The organism is Henriciella aquimarina, assembly GCF_002088975.1.
GTDB classification, from domain to species: Bacteria; Pseudomonadota; Alphaproteobacteria; order Caulobacterales; family Hyphomonadaceae; genus Henriciella; species Henriciella aquimarina.
The window spans coordinates 22,580-40,959 of the sequence record NZ_NCST01000012.1; the positions used below are offsets into that span (position 1 = coordinate 22,580).

General features: G+C 64.2%; 17 protein-coding genes. 7 read left to right on the top strand and 10 right to left on the bottom strand.

The genetic code is table 11. The features are described 5' to 3' along the window. Window positions 1-25: 25 nt before the first annotated feature. Window positions 26-2,743 (bottom strand): M1 family metallopeptidase, encoded by a 2,718-nt coding sequence (locus B8784_RS01145; protein WP_084395787.1) that lies wholly within the window; start codon window positions 2,741-2,743, stop codon window positions 26-28. Between the two features lie 117 nt (window positions 2,744-2,860). On the opposite strand from B8784_RS01145, the gene B8784_RS01150 reads away from it, so the two are divergent. Genes B8784_RS01150 through mtgA form a run of 3 tightly spaced genes read left to right on the top strand, consistent with a single transcriptional unit; the run spans window position 2,861 to window position 5,421 of the window. Further along, window positions 2,861-3,535 (top strand): glutathione S-transferase family protein, encoded by a 675-nt coding sequence (locus tag B8784_RS01150; RefSeq protein ID WP_084395788.1) that lies wholly within the window; start codon window positions 2,861-2,863, stop codon window positions 3,533-3,535. Beyond that, a complete protein-coding gene (gene queG, locus B8784_RS01155; protein WP_084395789.1) occupies window positions 3,536-4,666 on the top strand; it encodes a tRNA epoxyqueuosine(34) reductase QueG in 1,131 nt (376 codons plus the stop codon). It begins immediately after the preceding gene. Next, complete coding sequence (gene mtgA / locus B8784_RS01160) at window positions 4,645-5,421, top strand: monofunctional biosynthetic peptidoglycan transglycosylase (RefSeq protein WP_084395790.1); 777 nt, start codon at window positions 4,645-4,647, stop codon at window positions 5,419-5,421. Before queG ends, mtgA begins: the two co-directional genes overlap by 22 nt. 3 nt (window positions 5,422-5,424) lie before the next feature. Here mtgA and B8784_RS01165 read toward each other — a convergent pair whose 3' ends face one another. Together B8784_RS01165 and B8784_RS01170 are read right to left on the bottom strand one after the other, a co-directional pair. After that, the gene (locus B8784_RS01165) at window positions 5,425-6,210 is read right to left on the bottom strand and encodes a hypothetical protein (protein WP_084395791.1); all 786 of its coding nucleotides are present in this window, start codon (window positions 6,208-6,210) and stop codon (window positions 5,425-5,427) included. Beyond that, complete coding sequence (locus B8784_RS01170) at window positions 6,194-6,847, bottom strand: tetratricopeptide repeat protein (protein WP_158085537.1); 654 nt, start codon at window positions 6,845-6,847, stop codon at window positions 6,194-6,196. The genes B8784_RS01165 and B8784_RS01170 overlap by 17 nt, the downstream gene beginning before the upstream one ends. Window positions 6,848-6,910: 63 nt before the next feature. On the opposite strand from B8784_RS01170, the gene B8784_RS01175 reads away from it, so the two are divergent. After that, window positions 6,911-7,762, top strand: a complete 852-nt coding sequence (locus B8784_RS01175) for an SDR family oxidoreductase (protein ID WP_084395793.1) — start codon at window positions 6,911-6,913, stop codon at window positions 7,760-7,762. A gap of 100 nt (window positions 7,763-7,862) precedes the next feature. Further along, complete coding sequence (gene yghU / locus B8784_RS01180; RefSeq protein WP_084395794.1) at window positions 7,863-8,735, top strand: glutathione-dependent disulfide-bond oxidoreductase; 873 nt, start codon at window positions 7,863-7,865, stop codon at window positions 8,733-8,735. A gap of 3 nt (window positions 8,736-8,738) precedes the next feature. On the opposite strand, the gene B8784_RS01185 is transcribed toward yghU, so the two are convergent. From B8784_RS01185 to B8784_RS01215, 7 genes are all read right to left on the bottom strand, one after another. After that, a complete protein-coding gene (locus B8784_RS01185) occupies window positions 8,739-9,932 on the bottom strand; it encodes an MFS transporter (RefSeq protein ID WP_084395795.1) in 1,194 nt (397 codons plus the stop codon). 206 nt (window positions 9,933-10,138) lie between these two features. Then, window positions 10,139-12,781, bottom strand: a complete 2,643-nt coding sequence (gene metH, locus B8784_RS01190; RefSeq protein WP_084395796.1) for a methionine synthase — start codon at window positions 12,779-12,781, stop codon at window positions 10,139-10,141. Next, window positions 12,778-13,209, bottom strand: a complete 432-nt coding sequence (locus B8784_RS01195) for a gamma-glutamylcyclotransferase family protein (RefSeq protein ID WP_084395797.1) — start codon at window positions 13,207-13,209, stop codon at window positions 12,778-12,780. Before B8784_RS01195 ends, metH begins: the two co-directional genes overlap by 4 nt. Beyond that, the gene (locus B8784_RS01200; protein WP_084395798.1) at window positions 13,206-13,775 is read right to left on the bottom strand and encodes a pyridoxamine 5'-phosphate oxidase family protein; all 570 of its coding nucleotides are present in this window, start codon (window positions 13,773-13,775) and stop codon (window positions 13,206-13,208) included. Before B8784_RS01200 ends, B8784_RS01195 begins: the two co-directional genes overlap by 4 nt. Before the next feature lie 10 nt (window positions 13,776-13,785). After that, window positions 13,786-14,832, bottom strand: coding sequence for a homocysteine S-methyltransferase family protein (locus B8784_RS01205; protein ID WP_084395799.1), 1,047 nt, complete (start codon window positions 14,830-14,832; stop codon window positions 13,786-13,788). A gap of 1 nt (window position 14,833) precedes the next feature. Then, complete coding sequence (gene metF, locus B8784_RS01210) at window positions 14,834-15,745, bottom strand: methylenetetrahydrofolate reductase [NAD(P)H] (protein ID WP_084395800.1); 912 nt, start codon at window positions 15,743-15,745, stop codon at window positions 14,834-14,836. Continuing rightward, complete coding sequence (locus tag B8784_RS01215; protein WP_084395801.1) at window positions 15,742-16,719, bottom strand: ArsR/SmtB family transcription factor; 978 nt, start codon at window positions 16,717-16,719, stop codon at window positions 15,742-15,744. The genes metF and B8784_RS01215 overlap by 4 nt, the downstream gene beginning before the upstream one ends. 160 nt (window positions 16,720-16,879) lie before the next feature. Here B8784_RS01215 and B8784_RS01220 point away from each other — a divergent pair, with 160 nt between their 5' ends. Together B8784_RS01220 and B8784_RS01225 are read left to right on the top strand one after the other, a co-directional pair. Beyond that, on the top strand, window positions 16,880-17,674 hold the full coding sequence (locus B8784_RS01220) for an MlaA family lipoprotein (protein ID WP_169712597.1): 795 nt from the start codon (window positions 16,880-16,882) through the stop codon (window positions 17,672-17,674). Beyond that, complete coding sequence (locus B8784_RS01225; RefSeq protein ID WP_233355913.1) at window positions 17,671-18,294, top strand: MlaC/ttg2D family ABC transporter substrate-binding protein; 624 nt, start codon at window positions 17,671-17,673, stop codon at window positions 18,292-18,294. The genes B8784_RS01220 and B8784_RS01225 overlap by 4 nt, the downstream gene beginning before the upstream one ends. Window positions 18,295-18,380: the final 86 nt, after the last annotated feature.

Here is an 18,380-nt window from a genome sequence, read left to right on the forward strand (position 1 = left end):
ATGCGAAGGGTGACCTTGGGTCAGCTTATTCGCGTTCGCCGAGCGTTTCGACCAGCTCGCCGGTTTTTTCTTCGCGGAAGGCCGCGCAGAGATTGCCGCGCTCCTCGGCCTGGGCCAGCGAGCGCTCATAGCCCGGGATCAGATCGCCCTTGGAGACGAAGAAATCCTTCGCTTCGGCCACCTTTTCGGCGGTGCAGAAGGCGCCCACGGCGCCCGCTGTCTGCGGCTTGCGGATTTCCGGGGTGCGGGCGATGACATTGTCGAAGCTCGTCTTGTAGATCTCCCAGGCGGTGTCCTGGTTGGCTTCGTTGTCGAGCGCCGACTGCATGACCGACCAGGTCTCCTGGCCCTGCCAGTCGCTGCCCTGCATTTCCTTCATCAGGTCGGCCATTTCGCCTTCACCGGCATTGGCCACCAGGGTCTGCAGGATGACGCGGCGCTCATACTGGTTGTCATTGTTGCGGGCATAGTCGAGGGCGGCTTCGTAGAAGTCGCGCCCGCCGAGCTTGGCGCCGTATTTGATGGCCGGGCGGATCGTGTCGGCATCGACGGCCGAGGGGGCCGGCTCGCCTTCGACCCCGACAAAGGCGGCGGCCCGGTCGGCCAGCGCCTGGCGCTCGTCCGGCATCTCGCCGATGTCCAGCAGGCCGGAATAGAGCTTGGTCAGCAGGAGCTGCTCGCCCTGGGACAGGTCGCCCTCGCGTGCCTTGAGGGCATCATAGACCGGGCCATAAGTCTCCTGCGCCCACTGGCTCATCAGGTCCTTTTCCTCGTCCGGCAGGGCGTGGAAATAGCCGGCTGCGGTGGTGATGGATTGCGAGGCGACATCCCATTCCGCCGTGGCCGAAGCTTCGAGCGCATCAAGCACGGCGCCCGCCGGGGCGTCGCCAGCCCGGAAGGCGGCTGCGATGCTGTCGATGAAGGCCAGCTGCTGGCCGGAGCTCAGGGCTTCGAAATTATCGGTGAGCGCGGCCCAGTTCTCATCCGACAGGGAGAAGCGCCAATAGCCGCCGGTGGCGTTCGGCATCACCCAGTCGGCGCACTGGCCGTCCAGCGGGATCTCGGTCGTCTTGCCGGTGAGCATCTGGCGCTCGGTGACATCGCCGGAGGCGCCGCTGATGCGGATGGAGAGCGGCACCTGCCAGCTCGCACCGTCGGCATCAATCTCGGAGCCGAGCGGGGCATAGCGATGCTGGGTGATGCGCACGAGGCCGGCATCGGGCGCCTCGCATTCGGTCTCGACCTCGAGATACGGGATGCCCGGCTGGAAGATGAAGGAGCGGAAGCTTTCGACCACGGCCTGGTCGCCGCTACCATCGGCCACCGACTGCATGAAATCGTCGACGTCTGCAGCGTCGTCCTCATAGCGCTTCATGTGCAGGCGGATGCCTTCGCGGAAGCCCTCCTTGCCGAGATAGGACTCGAACATGGAGAGGATGTGCCCGCCCTTGCGGTAGGTGATGCTGTCAAAGGCATCATTGATGTCGGCATTGCTCTCGATCGGATTGCGCACCTGGCGGGCATTCCTCAGGCTGTCCTCGCTCATGGCGCTGATGCCGGCGCGTTGGGCGGCGCGGTCATAGCCCTGATCGGGATAGATCTCGTCCATCGTCTTGTAGCTCATCCAGGTGGCGAACGCCTCGTTCAGCCAGATGTCGTTCCACCAGGCCGGGGTGACGAGATTGCCGAACCACTGGTGCGCCAGTTCGTGGGCATGGGTCGTCAGCACGCCGCGGCGCCGGTCGAGCGGGGTGCGCTCATTAATCAGAAGCGCGCTCTCGCGGTAGATGATCGCGCCGGCATTCTCCATCGCGCCATAGGCAAAATCCGGCACGGCGATGATGTCGAGCTTGGCGTAGGGGTAGGGATAGTTGAAGTAGGATTCCTGCGAGGTGACCATCTCGTCGGTCGCGTCCATCGCGGTCTTCAGCTGGTCGCCCTTGCCGGCGGGGGCGAAGCCGCGGAACGGGATCGGCGTCGCGCGCAGCGTGTTCGCCGGAATGGCCGTGCCCTCGCGCATGTCATACGGGCCGACGGCCAGCGCGACGAGATAGGACTGGATCGCCCGCGTCGGCGCGAAGCTGTGCTTCACCATGCCATTGTCGAGCTGGCTGGTGCCGGTCAGCGGCGCATTGGCGATGACCTGATTGCCCTGCGGGGCGGTCACCGTCAGCGTCCAGGGCGTCTTGAAGCGCGGCTCGTCGAAGGAGGGCATCATGCGGCGCGCATCAATCGGCTCCATCTGCGTGGCGAGATAGGGGCGGCCCTTCTGTGTCGCCTTGTAGAGACCGGCGAGCCCGGTGTTGTAGGGCGCGCTGTACTCGATGACGAGCGTGGCATTACCAGCGGGCACCGGCTCCTCGAAGTCGATCTTGGAGACGCCGCCATCGGCGAGGCCACCCTCGAAGGTGCCGGCGATCTCGGTGCCGTCCTCAAGCCGGGCAAAGGCGCGCTCGATCGTCTGGTCGAGCGAGTGCAGCCAGATCCGGGCATGCGGCTTGTTCAGGCGCAGGCCGATCTCGACGGTGCCGGTAAAGCTGTCCTTGGCCGGGTCGGTGACGAGATTGAGCGTATAGGCTGTTGGCTGGACCGTCTCCGGCAGCTGGCCGGCCGGCGGCGTTTCGAGCTTCACAGGGTCGACCGTTTCCTGGCCGGTCTCTGTGTCGCCGGGGCCACAGGCTGCAAGCAGGGCCAGTCCGGCTGCACCGGCAAGGATGGTCGTTTTGAACCTGTTAAGCGTCATGACGGATTCTCCTGAAGACTGATTGCGGCCTGATGAAGCATGGATCACCAAGCTGCGCAAAATCCTTTTGCTGGTGGCCTCGTCAAGGGGGTAAACTAGCCTTATGAGTGAAGCGATATGAAACGGCTCTGGCAATGGCCTATAGACCCCCTGGCGCGAACCGTGCGTCTGATGCTCGGCGAAAAACGCTGTAGTGCCGAGCTGATCCTGGCGCTGCCATGGGCGCAGCCGGAGGTGCTGGCCGACATGGCGCCGGGCGCACGGGCGCCGGTCCTGATCGATACCGAGGCGGAAGAAAAAGTCACCGCTATCGGCACGCATGCCATCTGCGAATATCTCGAAACCGCGCATCCCACCCCGCGGCTCCTGCCCTTCGTCGCGAATGAGCGCGCCGAGGCCCGCCGCCTGTGGCGCTGGAGCGAGGACAGCTTCGCCGAAGTGAATGCGCTCTTGCTCACCGAGCGGGTCAATCAGTGGGTCCGCCGCGTGCGCCAGCCTGATAGCGAGGCGCTGCGCAAGGGCGTGCACGCGCTGAAATCCAAGATGACCTTCCTCAACGGGCTGGCCGAGATGCGGCCCTATATGGCCGGGCGCAGCCTGACGCTTGCCGACCTGTCGGTCGCCGCCCATCTCTCGGCGTGTGACTATTTCGGCGACGTGCCCTGGGACCTGACGCCGGACCTGAAGGACTGGTATGCCCGGATCAAGTCGCGGCCCAGCTTTCGGCCGCTGTTGGCCGACAAGGTCGAGGGGACGCGGCCGGCAAGACATTACGCTGACCTGGATTTCTGAATGACCGCTCCAGCCGAGACGCTCGAGACCCGCCTGAAGGAGATGGCGGCGCGGCTCGGCTTTGCCGATTGCCGCATCTGCCGGGCCGATGAGCCCTGGCAGGCGGGCGAGCGTCTGGAAGCCTTTGTTGTCAATGGCCGGCATGGCGAGATGGCCTGGATGGAAACCACGCTGGCGCGGCGGAAGGCACCGACCGCGATGTGGCCGGAGGCGAAATCGGCGGTGATGCTGGCGATGAATTACGGGCCGGAGACCGACCCGCTGCTGAACCTCGAGCAGACCCGTCACGGCAATATCTCGGTCTATGCGCGCGGGGCCGATTATCACGACCTTATCAAGAAGAAGCTGAAGCAGCTCGCCCGCGACTTCGCGGAGGTTTCCGGCTCGGAAGTGAAGGTCTTCGTCGATACCGCCCCACTGATGGAAAAGCCGCTGGCGGAGAAGGCTGGGCTCGGCTGGCAGGGCAAGCACACCAATCTCGTCAGCCGCGAGCATGGCAGCTGGCTCTTCCTCGGTGCGGTCCTCACGGCGGCAGACCTCACGCCCGATGAGGCGGAGGCCGATCATTGCGGCTCCTGCCGAGCCTGTCTCGATATCTGCCCGACCAATGCCTTTCCGTCGGCCTATGAGCTCGATGCCCGGCGCTGCATTTCCTACCTCACCATCGAGCATCACGGGCCGATCCCGGCGGAATTCCGCGCGCCGATGGGCAACCGCATCTATGGCTGCGACGATTGCCTCGCCATCTGCCCGTGGAACAAGTTCGCCGAAGCCTCTGCCGAGCAGAAGCTCTGGGCGCGCGCCGAGCTGAAACTACCGGAGCTGGAAGAGCTGGCCGCGCTGGACGATGCCACCTTCCGGGAGGTGTTCGCCGGTTCCCCGGTCAAGCGCACCGGGCGGAACCGGATCATGCGCAATGTGCTTATAGCGATAGGCAACAGCGCGGCGCCCGATCTGGTCGAGGGCTCTGTCCTCCCGCATCTGGACGATGAAGACCCGGTTGTGCGCGGGGCGGCTGTCTGGGCGCTCTCGCGCCTTGATCTGGCCCGCTTTGAGGCCGAGAAGGACCGGCGATCCGCCAGCGAGACAGATGAGGGGGTAAAGGCCGAATGGGCGCTGAAACCAGACTAGGCCGACGAAAACCGAAGACACGACAGCGGCAGCGCCATCCGGTGCTGCGCTGGGCGGTGCGCATCGTGAAGCTGCTCGCGCTCGTCTTCGTGGTCGCCCATATCTATGCGCTGGCGCTGAAATGGGTACCGGTGCCGGGCAGCATCCTGATGACGCAGCGCACCCTGGCCGGCGAGGATTTCCGCCGCTCCATCGTCCCGCTGGAAGACATCTCGCCCAATCTCGTGACCGCCGTCATCGCGGCCGAGGATTCCCGCTTCTGCAAGCATAACGGGATCGACTTCCAGGCCGTCCAGAAAGCCCTCGACGAACGCCAGTCCGGCGGGCGCCTGCGGGGGGCCTCGACCATCACCCAGCAGACGGCCAAGAATGTCTTCTTCTGGAATGGCGGCGGCTATCCCCGCAAGGCGGGCGAGGCCTGGTTTGCGCTCTTCATCGATGGCGTCTGGGGCAAGCGCCGGGTGATGGAGAATTATCTCAACACGATCGAATGGGGCGACGGCGTGTTTGGGGCGGAAGCCGCCGCACGGGTGCGGTTCGGCAAGCAGGCGTCCGACCTCAGCCAGTATGAAGCTGCGCTTCTGGCGGCGGTCCTGCCCAACCCGAATGAATGGCGCGTCGATCCGCCCGGCAACTATGTCCGCCAGCGCGCCGGGACGCTGCAGGCGCGCATGCGCGTGGTCGCCAATGAAGGGCTCGATGACTGCGTGCTGGAGCCGGAAAAGTGGAAGGCCCGGCAGGCGAACGCGCAATAGGGACTAGTCGCAGCGCAGGCCGGAGCCGCTGTCGCCGGCCAGCATGCCGACCATGCCAGCCGCCCCCTGCAGGTTCGGATTGGACGAGCCCGTGAAGACATCCTGGATCACGCCGTCCTGTGGTGGGCAGCCTTCCGCGATGATCCGCTGGACAGCCGGGTCCGGGCGCTCAAGCGCGAACCGCGCCCATTCCTTCGGCGCCATGTCCGGCTCCTCGGCGAAGGCCGGCGGGGCAGGCGCCTCGATGGCATCGGCTTCGTCAGAGCAGAAATCGGGCCGGTCCTTGCCGTACTGATTGCACCGGAAAGCGCGCAGGGCGGTGACTGTCTTGTCCTCCTGCGTGGAGGGCATCGGGAAGTCGAGCTCCGGAAAGGCGGTCTCGTCGCCGGCTGATGGGGCGGCGTCGGCGGTTTCTCCCGGGGCGGCAATGACGGGGGAGGTGAGGCCTTTTGCCGGCGATGTCTCGTCAGGAGGTGGGGGCGTTTCCTCTGGCGCAGGTGAGGCCGCCGGTTCCGGCGGAGCAGGCTGGGCGGACTTCTCCTCCGGCGCGGGCGGCTCTTCCGGCGGTGGCTCGGGGGGCTCAGGCGCCGGGGGTGGCGCCGGCGGCTCCACCAGCGTGACGGGAATGATGGTCTCTCTCGGTGTCGGCGGGGTGAGCGCCGCGCGCGGCACGTTGGCAAGTATCCAGAAGAGCGGAATGTTCAGCCCGGCCGAGGCGAGAAGAAACCAGGCCCGCCGGAAACGGCCCTCGAAAAGGCTATGCCAGCGCTGCCTAATCGTCCCCGGCAAGACGTTTCGCCTCGCGGATATCGCCGCGCAGGACGAGGGTGTCGATATTCTTGCCGTCGATGACCATGGCGCGGTTCATGTCAGCCTCGGCCTTGTCCAGCTCTTCGAGCTTCAGCCAGGAGCGGGCGCGCAGTTGCAGGGCGTCGACCTGGTTGGGATAGATGTTGAGGCTCTTGTCGAGATCCTCGATGGCTTCCTCATACTTCTCAAGCGAGAAATAGGCCGCCGCCCGGTCGGTGCGCACATCGGCGTCTTCGGGGGCGAGCTTGATGGCGTTGGTGAGCGTGGTGACGGCGGCGTCCGGATAGCCGGCGGTCAGCCAGGCATTGCCGGACTGGGCGAGGTAGAGCGCGCGGTCTTTCATGCCGCCGGCATCGGGCGCATTGGCGAGTTCCTCGAGCCGGGCGGCGCCTTCCTTGTAATTGCCCTTGCCGATAATGGCGACGGCATTGCAGTAGCGCGCCGGCGGCGTCGCCCCTTCGCCGAGCCAACGCAGGCTGTCTTCATACGCCTCGTCGGGGTCTTCCTGGCTGAGTTCGATGCACGCGTTCAGGCGGGCTTGTTCGGCCTTCTCGATTTCTGCAATGGCAGATTGGCTCACCGGCAGGACGGCGAGCGTGATGGCGAGCAGGCTCATACTTTGAAATCCCTCGAAAACGCTACACATTACACCCTATTCGACAGGGTTTAACGTGCGCAAATGACAGATCAGTCACGCAGGCTCTTTCTCATCGGTCCGGGCTATTCGGCAAGCCGGCTGGCGCAGCTCTGCCTTGCGCGCGGCTGGACGGTGGCCGGAACGGCGCGCAGCGCGGAGAAGGCGCAGACGCTTGAGGCCGCCGGGATAGAGCCCGTGCGTGTCGAGGATGCGGCCGCCATTCGCGAGGCCGGGAAAGACGCCCACTGGGTCGTCTCCACGCCGCCGAAGGAAGAGGGCTGTCCTGGCTTTGCGCTCGCCGGCGCTTATGCGGATGAGGCGGCCTCCATCACCTATCTCTCGACCACTGGCGTCTATGGCGACCTTGCGGGCGGCTGGGCGTTCGAGTGGAGCCCGGCCAAACCCGGCACGGCCCGCGGGGAACGCCGCGCTGAGGCCGAGCGCCAGTGGTTGTCAGTGCGTGCCGACGCCCGGCTCGTGCGCCTGCCGGGGATTTACGGGCCCGGCCGCTCCCAGCTCGACAAGGTGCGCGGCGGACGCGAGGAACAGCCTGTGAAGCCCGGCCAGGTCTTCTCGCGCATCCATGTCGATGACCTGGCGGCGGGGCTCTTCGCCCTGATCGAGCGCCCGGAGTTGAGCGGGGTTTTCAATCTCTGCGACGAGGAGGCCGCGCCCCCGCAGGATGTCACCGCCTTCGCGGCCCGCCTGCTTGGCCTAGCCGCGCCGGTCGCGGTCGATCTCGATGAGGCCGATGTCAGCCAGATGGCGAAGAGTTTCTATTCCGAGTGCAAGCGTGTTTCGAATGCCCGGCTGAAGCAGGCAACCGGCTGGCGCCCGCGCTATCCGACCTATCGCGAGGGGCTCGCCGCCATTCTCGAGGCTGAGAAAAACTGAACCGTCCGCTCACAAAGCCTTGATGCAATTGAAGATGCCTCGCCGGCCCTTACCTCTCTTGGGGCAAGAATGAGATAGATCAAACAAGGACGGACCCCTCATGAGCGACCAAGAGTATCAGCCCCCGAAAGTCTGGACCTGGAACAAGGAAGGCGGCGGGCGTTTCGCCAATATCAATCGGCCGATCGCCGGGCCGACGCACGAGAAAGACCTCCCGGTCGGCAAGCATCCCTTCCAGCTCTACTCGCTCGGCACGCCGAACGGGGTGAAGGTCACCATCATGTTCGAGGAGCTGCTGGCGGCCGGTCACAAGGGTGCCGAATATGATGCCTGGCTGATCAATATCGGCGAGGGCGACCAGTTCAGCTCGGGCTTCGTCTCGGCCAATCCGAACTCCAAGATCCCGGCGCTCATGGATCATACGACCAATCCGCCGACGCGGGTTTTCGAGAGCGGCTCGATCCTGCTTTACCTCGCGGAGAAGTTTGGCGCCTTCCTGCCCACCGACCATGTGAAGCGCACCGAGGCGATCAGCTGGCTGATGTGGCAGATGGGCTCGGCGCCTTTCCTCGGCGGAGGCTTCGGCCACTTCTACGCCTATGCGCCGGTGAAGCTCGAATATCCGATCAACCGCTATGCCATGGAAGCCAAGCGCCAGATGGACGTGCTCAACCGGCACCTGGCCGAGAACGAGTTCATGGCCGGCGACGAGTATTCCATCGCCGACATGGCGATCTGGCCCTGGTATGGCGCCCTGGCGAAGGGGCTGATCTATGAGGCCGGCGAGTTCCTGCAGGTCCACGAATACACGAATGTGATCCGCTGGACCGACCAGCTCGGCAAGCGCGAGCCTGTCCAGCGCGGGCGCATGGTCAACCGCGTCTTCGGCGAGCCGTCCTCGCAGCTGCACGAACGCCACGACGCCAGCGACTTCGACACGAAGACGCAGGACAAGATCGGCGAAGGGACGTAAGCCTCAGGCCGTTATCTCTGCCGGTTGCAGTCGGGGAAGCAGGACGAGGCACAGCATCGCCGCGCCCTGCAGGCCCGCGCCGGCGATGGCCAGCGGGACGAGTCCGTCCTCGATGAAGGGCGAGACGGCTGCCGTGCCGAGCGCGGCAATGCCGAAGATCCAGAGGATGGTGAGCGAGGAGGCGCGGTCGTCGTCGCCCTGGCCGGCCATGATGGCGCGCAGGAAGCCGGGCGGCCCGCGAAAGCCGAGGCCCGCATTCACCAGCACGAAGAGCGGGGCGAGCCAGATCGGGTCTCCATTGCCGAACAGCGCGAAGAGCAGCACGAGCCCTGCGCCGATGGCCGCCATGGCCGTGCCGAAGGTGATCATCGGTTCCGGGCCGAAGCGCTTGACGAAATTGCCGGTGATGTTCGAGGCGATAATGAAGCAGGTAATGCCGACCACCTGCATGGTGATGAAGTGCATCATCGTCCCGCCCATGCCATTCACGATGACGGCCGGGGCGCCGAACACGAAGGCCAGCAGGCCGCCGACGACAAGCGCATGGCTGAGGCCATAGCGCAGGAAGACCGGTGAGGCGATGAGGCGCCAATAGGAGCCTTTCTGCCGGGCCTGGTCCTTCGAGGGCGGCAGGATGCCGCCCCAGGCCATGAAGACCACCGACAGAATGACCGCCAGCCCGGCGGTGACGAAGAAGGGCAGTTTCCAGCCGCCCTGCTGGACCAGCCAGAGCCCGATGACCGGCGCGCCGGCCGGGGTCAAGCTCTCGATGCTCGACAGTACGCCAATGGCCCGGGTCGCGCCCTGTTCGGAAAAGAGCGCGCGGATGATGCCGGGGGCGAAGACCGCCGGGGCGGCCGAGGCGAGGCCCTGGAAGAAGCGCACGCCCAGCAGCGTCCACATATCCGGCGACAGCGTCGCGATGCCCGAGAGCACGCCGTAGACGAGCAGCGCATAGACGAGACAGCGGCGCCGGCCATAACGCTCACCCAGCATGCCGAACAGCAGAAGGCCCGCGGCCGATCCAGCGACAAAGCAGGCGATGACGAGCTGGGCGGCTTCCTCGCTGCCCGGCAGGGCTTCGTGCAGGGTCGGGATGGCCGGCAGGACGAGGTCGATGCCGGCAATTGAGAGCACGGTGCCCAGCACGATCAGGATGCAGGCGAGAACCGGATAGGGGGTCGTTTTCTCAGTCACGGGAAGGCTCGCTCATGTCCCATAGATTGCCGGAAAGGGCCGCCAGCCGGGCCGGCGGTTTCGCCGGGCTCGTAACAGGGCGGGGGCGTGAAGACCAGACCGCGCCGGCGGGCTTTTGACAGGTTTGGCAGGAAGCCGCGCCAATAAAAAAGGCCCCATCCCTTGAGCGCGGGGATGGGGCCCATTTCATGTGGCAGCAAGCGCGCTCAGGCCGCCTCGTCCGTGCTGACCGCGAACGGGTCGTAGTTGAGGATCGGGGCGAGCCAGCGTTCGGCTGTGCGCGTGTCCCAGCCCTTGCGCCTGGCATAGTCCTCGACCTGGTCGCGCTCGATGCGGCCGACGGCGAAATAGGCGCTGTCGGGATGAGCGAAATAGAGGCCGGAGACCGACGGGGCCGGGCTCATCGCGAAGCTCGTCGTCAGCGACACGCCGATATTCTTCTCGGCGTCGAGCAGCTTGAAGATGGTCTCTTTCTCGGTGTGGTCGGGCTGGGCCGGATAGCCCGGCGCCGGCCGGATACCCTGATACTTCTCCTTGATGAGCTCGTCATTCTCGAGCGTTTCGTCGGAGGCATAGCCCCAGAGCTCCTTGCGGACCTTTTCGTGCATGTATTCGGCCATCGCCTCGGCGAAGCGGTCGGCGAGCGCCTGCACCATGATGCCGGAATAGTCGTCGCCGTCTTCCTTGAACTTCTTCGAGATTTCGTCGGCTTCAGGCCCGGCGGTCACGCAGAAGGCGCCGATATGATCGTCGCTCTCGGCGAGGAAGTCGGCCAGGGCGAAGTTCGGCTTCTCATTGTTCTTCACCATCTGCTGGCGGATCGTGTGCAGCGTGTCGCCGGTCTCCAGCTTGATGTCGTCGCCGGTGCGCTCCGCGCCCCAGAAGCCGATGACGGCTTTCGGCTTGAACCAGGCCTCGCCCAGCAGGCGCTGCAGCATGGTCTGAGTATCGCGCCAGAGGTCTGATGCGGCCTCGCCAACTTTCTCGTCCTCAAGGATTTGCGGATAGCGCCCGGCAAGGTCCCAGCTCATGAAGTAGGGCGTCCAGTCGATATATTCCTTCAGCTCGTTGAGGTCGAAGTCCTCGAAGGTCTTCACGCCGGTGAAGCTCGGCGCCGGAGCGGACGGCTCGGTCGACTTGAAGTCCTTCTGACGGGCTTCCTCGATCGGCAGGCGCGGCGTCGGCGGGCCGCCGGAGCGGCTTTCGCGGATACGGTCATAGCGCGCCTTGGTGGTGCCCCACATCGTCTCGCGCTCTTCGCTGTTCATCATGGCGCTGACCACGCCGACCGCGCGGCTGGCGTCGCTGACATGGATGACGGGCGCGGCCGGGAAGGCCGGGTCGATCTTGACGGCTGTGTGGGCCGGCGATGTCGTCGCGCCCCCGATCAGCAGCGGCAGGTGGATGTTCTGGCGCTGCATCTCGGCGGCGACAAAGACCATCTCGTCGAGCGACGGCGTGATCAGGCCGGAGAGGCCGATCATGTCGGCGTTTTCCTCGATGGCGGTCTCCAGGATCTTCTCGGCCGGGACCATGACGCCCAGGTCGATGATGTCGTAGCCATTACAGCCGAGCACAACGCTGACAATGTTCTTGCCGATATCGTGGACGTCGCCTTTCACCGTGGCGAGCACGACCTTGCCGTTCGAGACCTTGTCGAGGCCGAGCTCTTTCTGCTCCTCCTCGATGAAGGGGGTGAGGTGGGCCACGGCGGCCTTCATGACGCGGGCGGATTTTACCACCTGCGGCAGGAACATCTTGCCGGCGCCGAACAGGTCGCCGACGACGTTCATCCCGTCCATGAGCGGGCCTTCGATGACGTGCAGCGGGCGCTCGGCGCGCTGGCGGCATTCCTCGGTGTCCTCGACGACGAACTCGGTAATGCCGTGCACGAGCGCATGTTCGAGACGCTTCTCGACCGGCTGCTCGCGCCAGCTCATATCCTTCTTTTTGACCTCGCCCTTCTGGCCGCGATACTGCTCCGCGAGGTCGAGCAGGCGCTCGGTCGCGTCGTCGCGGCGGTTGAGGATCACGTCCTCGACAGCCTCGCGCAGCTCCGGGTCGATATTGTCATAGATGTCGAGCTGGCCGGCATTGACGATGGCCATGTCGAGGCCGGCCGGAATGGCGTGATACAGGAAGACCGAGTGCATCGCCCGGCGCACGATCTCGTTGCCGCGGAAAGAGAACGACACGTTCGAGAGGCCGCCGGAGATATGGCAGTGCGGCAGGTTGGCCCGGATGGCCTTGCACGCCTCGATGAAGTCGACGGCGTAATTGTTGTGCTCCTCGATGCCGGTCGCGACAGCGAAGATGTTCGGGTCGAAGACGATGTCTTCCGGCGGAAAATCGAGCTTCTCTGTCAGCAGCTTGTAGGCACGCGTACAGATCTCGATCTTGCGCTCGGCGGTGTCGGCCTGGCCTTCCTCGTCGAAGGCCATGACGACGGTGGCCGCGCCATAGGACTGGATCTTGCGAGCCTGCTCGAAGAACTGCTCCTCGCCTTCCTTCAGCGAGATGGAGTTCACGATGGCCTTGCCCTGCACGCATTTGAGGCCGGCTTCGATGACTTCCCACTTGGAGGAGTCGATCATGATCGGCACGCGGGAAATATCGGGTTCGGCTGCGATGAGGTTGAGGAAGGTCGTCATCGCCTCGACGCCGTCCAGCATGCCCTCATCCATGTTCACGTCGATGATCTGGGCGCCGTTTTCGACCTGCTGGCGCGCGACATCGAGGGCGGTGTCGTAATCACCCGCCTTGATGAGATTGCGGAATTTCGCCGAGCCGGTGACGTTCGTGCGTTCACCGATATTGATAAAGACTTGTGAGGCAGTGTTTTCAGTCATTTGCGCGGGCGTCCTTTCTCAAGGGGCCAGTTGCCGTCTTCGAGGACAGGGTAGCCATTGGTGGATTGGTTGTAGATGTAGATCCAGGCCGTCTCGCCGGTGGGGCGGCCGGAATCGTCGATGATGTCTGTCTTTTCGCGCCGGTAAAGCGAGCCTTCCGGATCGTCCGGCTTGATGTCTTCAAATGCGTCCATCTCTGGCGCGAGCGCGGCGTTGTCGAGGCGGTAGAGCACGCCGTGGCAGGCCCCCTCGCCAGGCACGACACCGGGAAAGCCGCCAAGGTCGAGCATCCGGCCCGCAAAGCGGCGGGGGCCGAGAAATTCGCCATGGCGCGGAAAATCCAGGTGCGCAGGCGCGCCGGCGGCCCCCTGTTTGAGGAGGCCGTAAAAGATGAAGCGGTTGCCGGAGGAGACAGGCGGTGCGATCATGAAGCCTTTCCGGGCGGTGTCATGCCTTCCAGCCCGTCAATGCTCTCGGCGTTCGAGGTATAGAATTCCTGGTCGACCGCATCGCCATGCTTTTCATAGGCGTGGTCCCAGGTGCGCTTGAGCTGGTCGCGCTGGCCCTTGAAGTCATAGAAGGGCACGCCCCAGCCGCAGCTGTCCGAGATACGGTCCAGCTTGACCTTCACGATGGCGCGGGCCTTCTCGAAATCGGGGAACAGCGCGAGCAGGTCAGCAAAGCGCGGATCGTCGAACTGGACGGCTTCGCCCTGGCCATAGAGGCGCAGGATGTTCGCCCGCCCCTCAAAGGCGCAGAACATGATGGTGATCCGCCCATTCTCTTTCAGATGGGCCATGGTTTCGATGCCCGAGCCGCCAAGGTCGAGCCAGGCGACAGTCGTGTCATCGATCACCGCGAAGCTGTCATAGCCTTTGGGCGAGACGTTCACATGCCCGTCGCCCGACAGCGGCGCTGTCGCGACGAAGAACATTTTCTGTGCCTTGATGAAGTCGATGAGCTTGTCATCGAGCCTGTCATACGTCTTGCCCATGGAAACCTCCTCAGCTGGCGAGCTGGAAGGGTTCTAGCCCCGACAGCCGCATCGCGCGAGGCGGTTCCGGAATCTGGCGCGGCGGCTTGCCCTTCACGGCCTTGGCGATGGCGGCGATGTGCGGCGGGGTCGTCCCGCAGCAGCCGCCAAGGATGTTGACCAGGCCGGACTTCGCCCACTCCTCGAGCTGAGACGCGGTCTGTTCCGGTAGTTCGTCATACTCGCCGAACTCGTTCGGCAGGCCGGCATTCGGATAGGAAATGACGCGCGTGTCCGCGATCTTGGAAATGGCCGCGATGTGCGGGCGCATCATTTTCGCGCCGAGCGCGCAGTTGAGGCCGACAGCCCACGGCTTGGCGTGGCGGATCGAATACCAGAAGGCTTCCGCAGTCTGGCCCGATAGCGTGCGGCCGGAGGCGTCTGTGATCGTGCCGGAGATGATGACCGGGATTTCCTCGCCGGTCTCGGCGCGCAGGTCCATCAGCGCCTTGATGGCGGCCTTGGCGTTCAGCGTGTCGAAGATCGTCTCGATCAGGAAGAAGTCGATATGCGGCGCCATGGCCTTGGCCTGCTGCAGATAGGCCTCGCGGACATCGTCGAAGGTCACTTCGCGGTAGCCGGGATTGTTGACGTCCGGCGACAGCGACAGCGTCTTGTTCGTCGGCCCGATGGCACCGAGCACGCCGACCGGCCGGCCGGCCTTGTCGGCCGCCTTGCGGGCGCATTTCACGCCCTCCTCGGCGATTTCCGGGGCGAGGTCCTGCATGTTGTAGTCGGCCTGGCCGATGACGGTGGCACTGAACGTGTTCGTCTCGATCAGGTCGGCGCCGGCCTCGATGAATTGCTCGTGCACCTTGGTGACGGCGTCCGGCTGGGTGAGGTTCAGGAGGTCGTTATTCCCCTTTACCGGGCTCTCCCAGTCGACGAAACGGTCGCCGCGGAACTGCTCCTCGGAGAAGTCATACTTCTGGAGCATCGTCCCCATGGCGCCATCGAGGATGAGGATCTCTTCCTTCGCCTTGGTTTCGAGTTGGGAAATCAGGTCTTGTCTCGACATATCAGGCAGCCTCCGCTTGTGCGGGCTTCAGGCCCAGCAGGTGGCACGTGGACAAGGCGAGGTTCGCCTTGTTGAGCGTATAGAAGTGGAACTGGTTGACGCCGCCATCGGCGAGCTTGTGGCAAAGCTCGGCGGCGACGTTTGCGGTGATCAGGTCGCGCGTCGCCGGGTCGTCGTCCAGGCCCTCATAGAGCTGGTGCAGCCAGTCCGGCAGGCTTGCGCCGCACATCTTGGCGAAGTTCTTGAGGCCGTTGAAGTTCGATTGCAGCATGATGCCGGGCACCAGCGGGATGGTGATGCCGGCCGCGCGGGCCTTGTCGACAAAGTCGAAATAGACGTCCGGCTCGAAGAAGAATTGCGTGATGGCCCGGTCGGCGCCTGCATCCTGCTTGGCCTTGAGGTGGGCGAGGTCGGCTTCCCAGCCGCGTGAATCCGGGTGCGGCTCCGGATAGCAGGCGACCGAGATTTCGAACACCTTGCCGAGGTCAGGCCGATGGGCGCGCAGGTCGCTGACAAGGTCGACAACATTGGTATAGCGGCCTTCCGGCTGCGCGAAGTCTTCCTCCTGGGGCGCATCGCCGCGCAGGGCGACGATGTGGCGGACACCGGCCTCGTAATAGTCATCGGCCGTCTGCAGGACTTCCTCGCGCGGGGCGCCCACACAGGTCAGGTGGGCCGCCGGCGTCAGGGTCGTTTCCTGTGCGATCCGCTTGACCGTTTCATAAGTGCGCGTGCGCGTGGAGCCGCCCGCGCCATAGGTCACGGAGACGAAGTGCGGCGACATGGGTTCCAGGCGTTTGACGCATTCCCATAGCTTCTCCGTCATCTTCTCGTTCTTGGGCGGGAAGAATTCAAACGACACCTGCGGGGTGGTGTCTTCTGTCTGACGTGTTGCAATCGCCAGGTCGCTCATGCGGCAACCTCCTTTTTGTTTGCAGGTTTGCGCCCGCTCCAGATGAGAACGGCGATGCCGGCTTCAAGATCTTTGGGCGGGTCAAAACGAAGTGGTTCTTCGAGGACCAGGCCGGCATGTTCGGCCCAGTTCCTCATATTGTCGTTGCGGATACCGAGACGGTGATGGCCGAATTCCTCGCGCATGAATTCGTGATCATGCTGGGCGAAGTCGACCACGATAAGCTGGCCGCCGGGCATCAGCACGCGGCTGGCTTCGGAGAGGACGCGCTCGGGCTCCTCCAGATAATGCAGCACCTGGTGGACGATGACGATGTCGGCGCTGGACGAGGGGAAGGGCGTCGCGGTGACGTCGCCCTGGCGCACGCGCGAATGCGTCAGCCCGGCCTCGGCCAGGTTGGAGCGCGCCAGCGTCAGCATCTGGTGGGAGAGGTCGAGGCCCTCCGATTCCTGTGCGCGCGCGCCAAGCAGCGCCAGCATGCGGCCCGTGCCGGTGCCGAAGTCGACCACCCGGTGGAACGGCCCGGGGCCGGCCAGCTTCAGGATGGCGGCCTCGATCAGGTCTTCGGGATAGTGCATGGCGCGAATGCGGTCCCATTCCGGGGCAACCGAGCTGAAATAGGCTTCCGCCGAGACCTGCCTCGATTGGCGGACGGCTTCGAGGCGGTCGAGATCGGCCGGAAAGTCGCCTTTTGTCTGGTCGATCTGTTCGAAAATGCTATTGAGCAGGGCCCGCGCCCAGCCGGAGGTGGGCAGGCGGTAGAAGACCCAGGCGCCTTCCGGCAGGCGTTCGGTCAGCCCGGCCGAGGTCAGCGCTTTCAGGTGGTGCGACAGGCGCGGCTGGCTCTGGCCCAGAACCGTCACAAGTTCGCCGACGGCAAGGTCGCCATGGCGCAGCAGCGCAAGGATGCGCAGGCGTGTCGGCTCACCGGCCGCCCGCAAGGCATCCACAATGGTTTCTGGCGCTGCAGTCATATTATCATATAAACATCTATTTATATCAGAAGCAACATCCCTCGCCCCAGTGTTGCGCCAAATCCACATCTTGTTTGTGTGAAGGTGAGATGACACTCGCCTTATCATTGAAAGCGCGCGCCGACTTACACATATGCTGCCTTCAAAAGCGGAATATATTATGAAGTTTGCAGCCACTGCCGCGAGTGCGGCAATCCTTCTGACAGCCTGTGCCTCAACCGAGCAGTCGGCGTCCTCTTCCAATGTCTACGACCCGCTGGAAGGCTGGAACCGGGGCGTTTACGCGTTCAACGAGACGGTCGACAAGGCCGCGCTCGAGCCGATTGCGCGGGGCTATCGCATGTTTACGCCCGGCCTTTTCCGGGAGGGCGTCAGAAACTTCCTGAGCAATCTGAACCAGCCGGTCGTTTTCGCGAACACGGTGCTTCAGGGCAACCCGAACGCGTCCGGCGACACGGTCGGCCGCTTCCTGATCAACTCCACGGTCGGGGTCGCGGGGATCTTCGACGTGGCGTCGACGCTGGGCGTGGCCAAGCACAAGGAAGACTTCGGCCAGACGCTGGGTGTCTGGGGCGTCGACGAGGGCGCCTATCTGATGCTGCCGCTGCTCGGGCCGAGCAATGTCCGTGACGCATTCGGCATGGGGGCCGACCGGGCCTTTGACCCGCTCACCTGGACGGAATTCGAGGATAATGATCTTGATGACCAGATCAGGCTCGGCCGGGTCGTTGTCGGCGCGATTTCGACGCGTGAACAGCTCATCGAGTCAATCGACACCCTGCGTGAGCAACCCGAACCCTATATCGCGCTGAGACGGAACTATACGTCCCAGCGGCGGGCCGCCGTTCGAAATGGCAAGATTGAGGAAGATCCCTACAAAGATTTGCCTGATTTCGATGATTTCGGTGGCTATGATGATGAGTCAGGGTCTGTACCAGAACAGGAAACAGAATGATGAAAGTCCGTAGCGTGATCCTTTCGGCAGCCGCGTTGCTTGCTGCCACAGCACCGGCGATGGCCGATGCGAAGACCGAACAGTTCGTCAAGCAGAACGCCAATGAAGTCCTGAACTCCCTGAACAACCCCTCGCTGAGCGCCGATGAGCGCACAGCCCTGTTCAGCGACTACATGGAAGAATTTGCCGACCTAAACGCCGTCTCGAAATTCGTGATCGGCAAATATGCGCGGCGCTTCACCGATGAGGAAATGAAGCGCTACCAGCACGCCTTCCGGACCTATGCGCTGGCGGTCTACGAGAATGAGCTCGATGCCTATCGCGGAGAGGAAGTCGTGGTGCAGGGCTCGACAGACCGCACGCCCCGGGACTCGATCGTCGACACGACCATCGAGCGCTCCGACGGCAAGGCGATGAGCGTTCGCTGGCGTGTGCTCGACCGCGGCGGTGAATACCAGGTCGTCGATGTGGCTCTCGATATCGACGGTAACCTGATCTGGCTCGCCATCGAGCAGCAGGCGCAGTTCCTGGCGCTGCTCGACCGGACGAATGGCTCCGCCCAGGCCCTGATCGACAAGATCAACGGCATGACGGCCAAGCTCGAGTCCGAGCGCCGCTAGGCCGCAGCCCTCACGTCAAGACAAAACGCCCCTTCCGCATCCGGCGGCAGGGGCGTTTTTTTGAGCGGTGAACCTGTCTTCCGGGC

Excerpts from the sequence above, each read along its gene's own strand:
- B8784_RS01145 (WP_084395787.1), bottom strand. The coding sequence starts at position 2,743 with ATGACGCTTAACAGGTTCAAAACGACCATCCTTGCCGGTGCAGCCGGA.
- B8784_RS01150 (WP_084395788.1), top strand. The coding sequence starts at position 2,861 with ATGAAACGGCTCTGGCAATGGCCTATAGACCCCCTGGCGCGAACCGTG.
- queG (WP_084395789.1), top strand. The coding sequence starts at position 3,536 with ATGACCGCTCCAGCCGAGACGCTCGAGACCCGCCTGAAGGAGATGGCG.
- mtgA (WP_084395790.1), top strand. The coding sequence starts at position 4,645 with ATGGGCGCTGAAACCAGACTAGGCCGACGAAAACCGAAGACACGACAG.
- B8784_RS01170 (WP_158085537.1), bottom strand. The coding sequence starts at position 6,847 with ATGAGCCTGCTCGCCATCACGCTCGCCGTCCTGCCGGTGAGCCAATCT.
- B8784_RS01175 (WP_084395793.1), top strand. The coding sequence starts at position 6,911 with ATGACAGATCAGTCACGCAGGCTCTTTCTCATCGGTCCGGGCTATTCG.
- yghU (WP_084395794.1), top strand. The coding sequence starts at position 7,863 with ATGAGCGACCAAGAGTATCAGCCCCCGAAAGTCTGGACCTGGAACAAG.
- metH (WP_084395796.1), bottom strand. The coding sequence starts at position 12,781 with ATGACTGAAAACACTGCCTCACAAGTCTTTATCAATATCGGTGAACGC.
- B8784_RS01195 (WP_084395797.1), bottom strand. The coding sequence starts at position 13,209 with ATGATCGCACCGCCTGTCTCCTCCGGCAACCGCTTCATCTTTTACGGC.
- B8784_RS01200 (WP_084395798.1), bottom strand. The coding sequence starts at position 13,775 with ATGGGCAAGACGTATGACAGGCTCGATGACAAGCTCATCGACTTCATC.
- B8784_RS01205 (WP_084395799.1), bottom strand. The coding sequence starts at position 14,832 with ATGTCGAGACAAGACCTGATTTCCCAACTCGAAACCAAGGCGAAGGAA.
- metF (WP_084395800.1), bottom strand. The coding sequence starts at position 15,745 with ATGAGCGACCTGGCGATTGCAACACGTCAGACAGAAGACACCACCCCG.
- B8784_RS01215 (WP_084395801.1), bottom strand. The coding sequence starts at position 16,719 with ATGACTGCAGCGCCAGAAACCATTGTGGATGCCTTGCGGGCGGCCGGT.
- B8784_RS01220 (WP_169712597.1), top strand. The coding sequence starts at position 16,880 with ATGAAGTTTGCAGCCACTGCCGCGAGTGCGGCAATCCTTCTGACAGCC.
- B8784_RS01225 (WP_233355913.1), top strand. The coding sequence starts at position 17,671 with ATGATGAAAGTCCGTAGCGTGATCCTTTCGGCAGCCGCGTTGCTTGCT.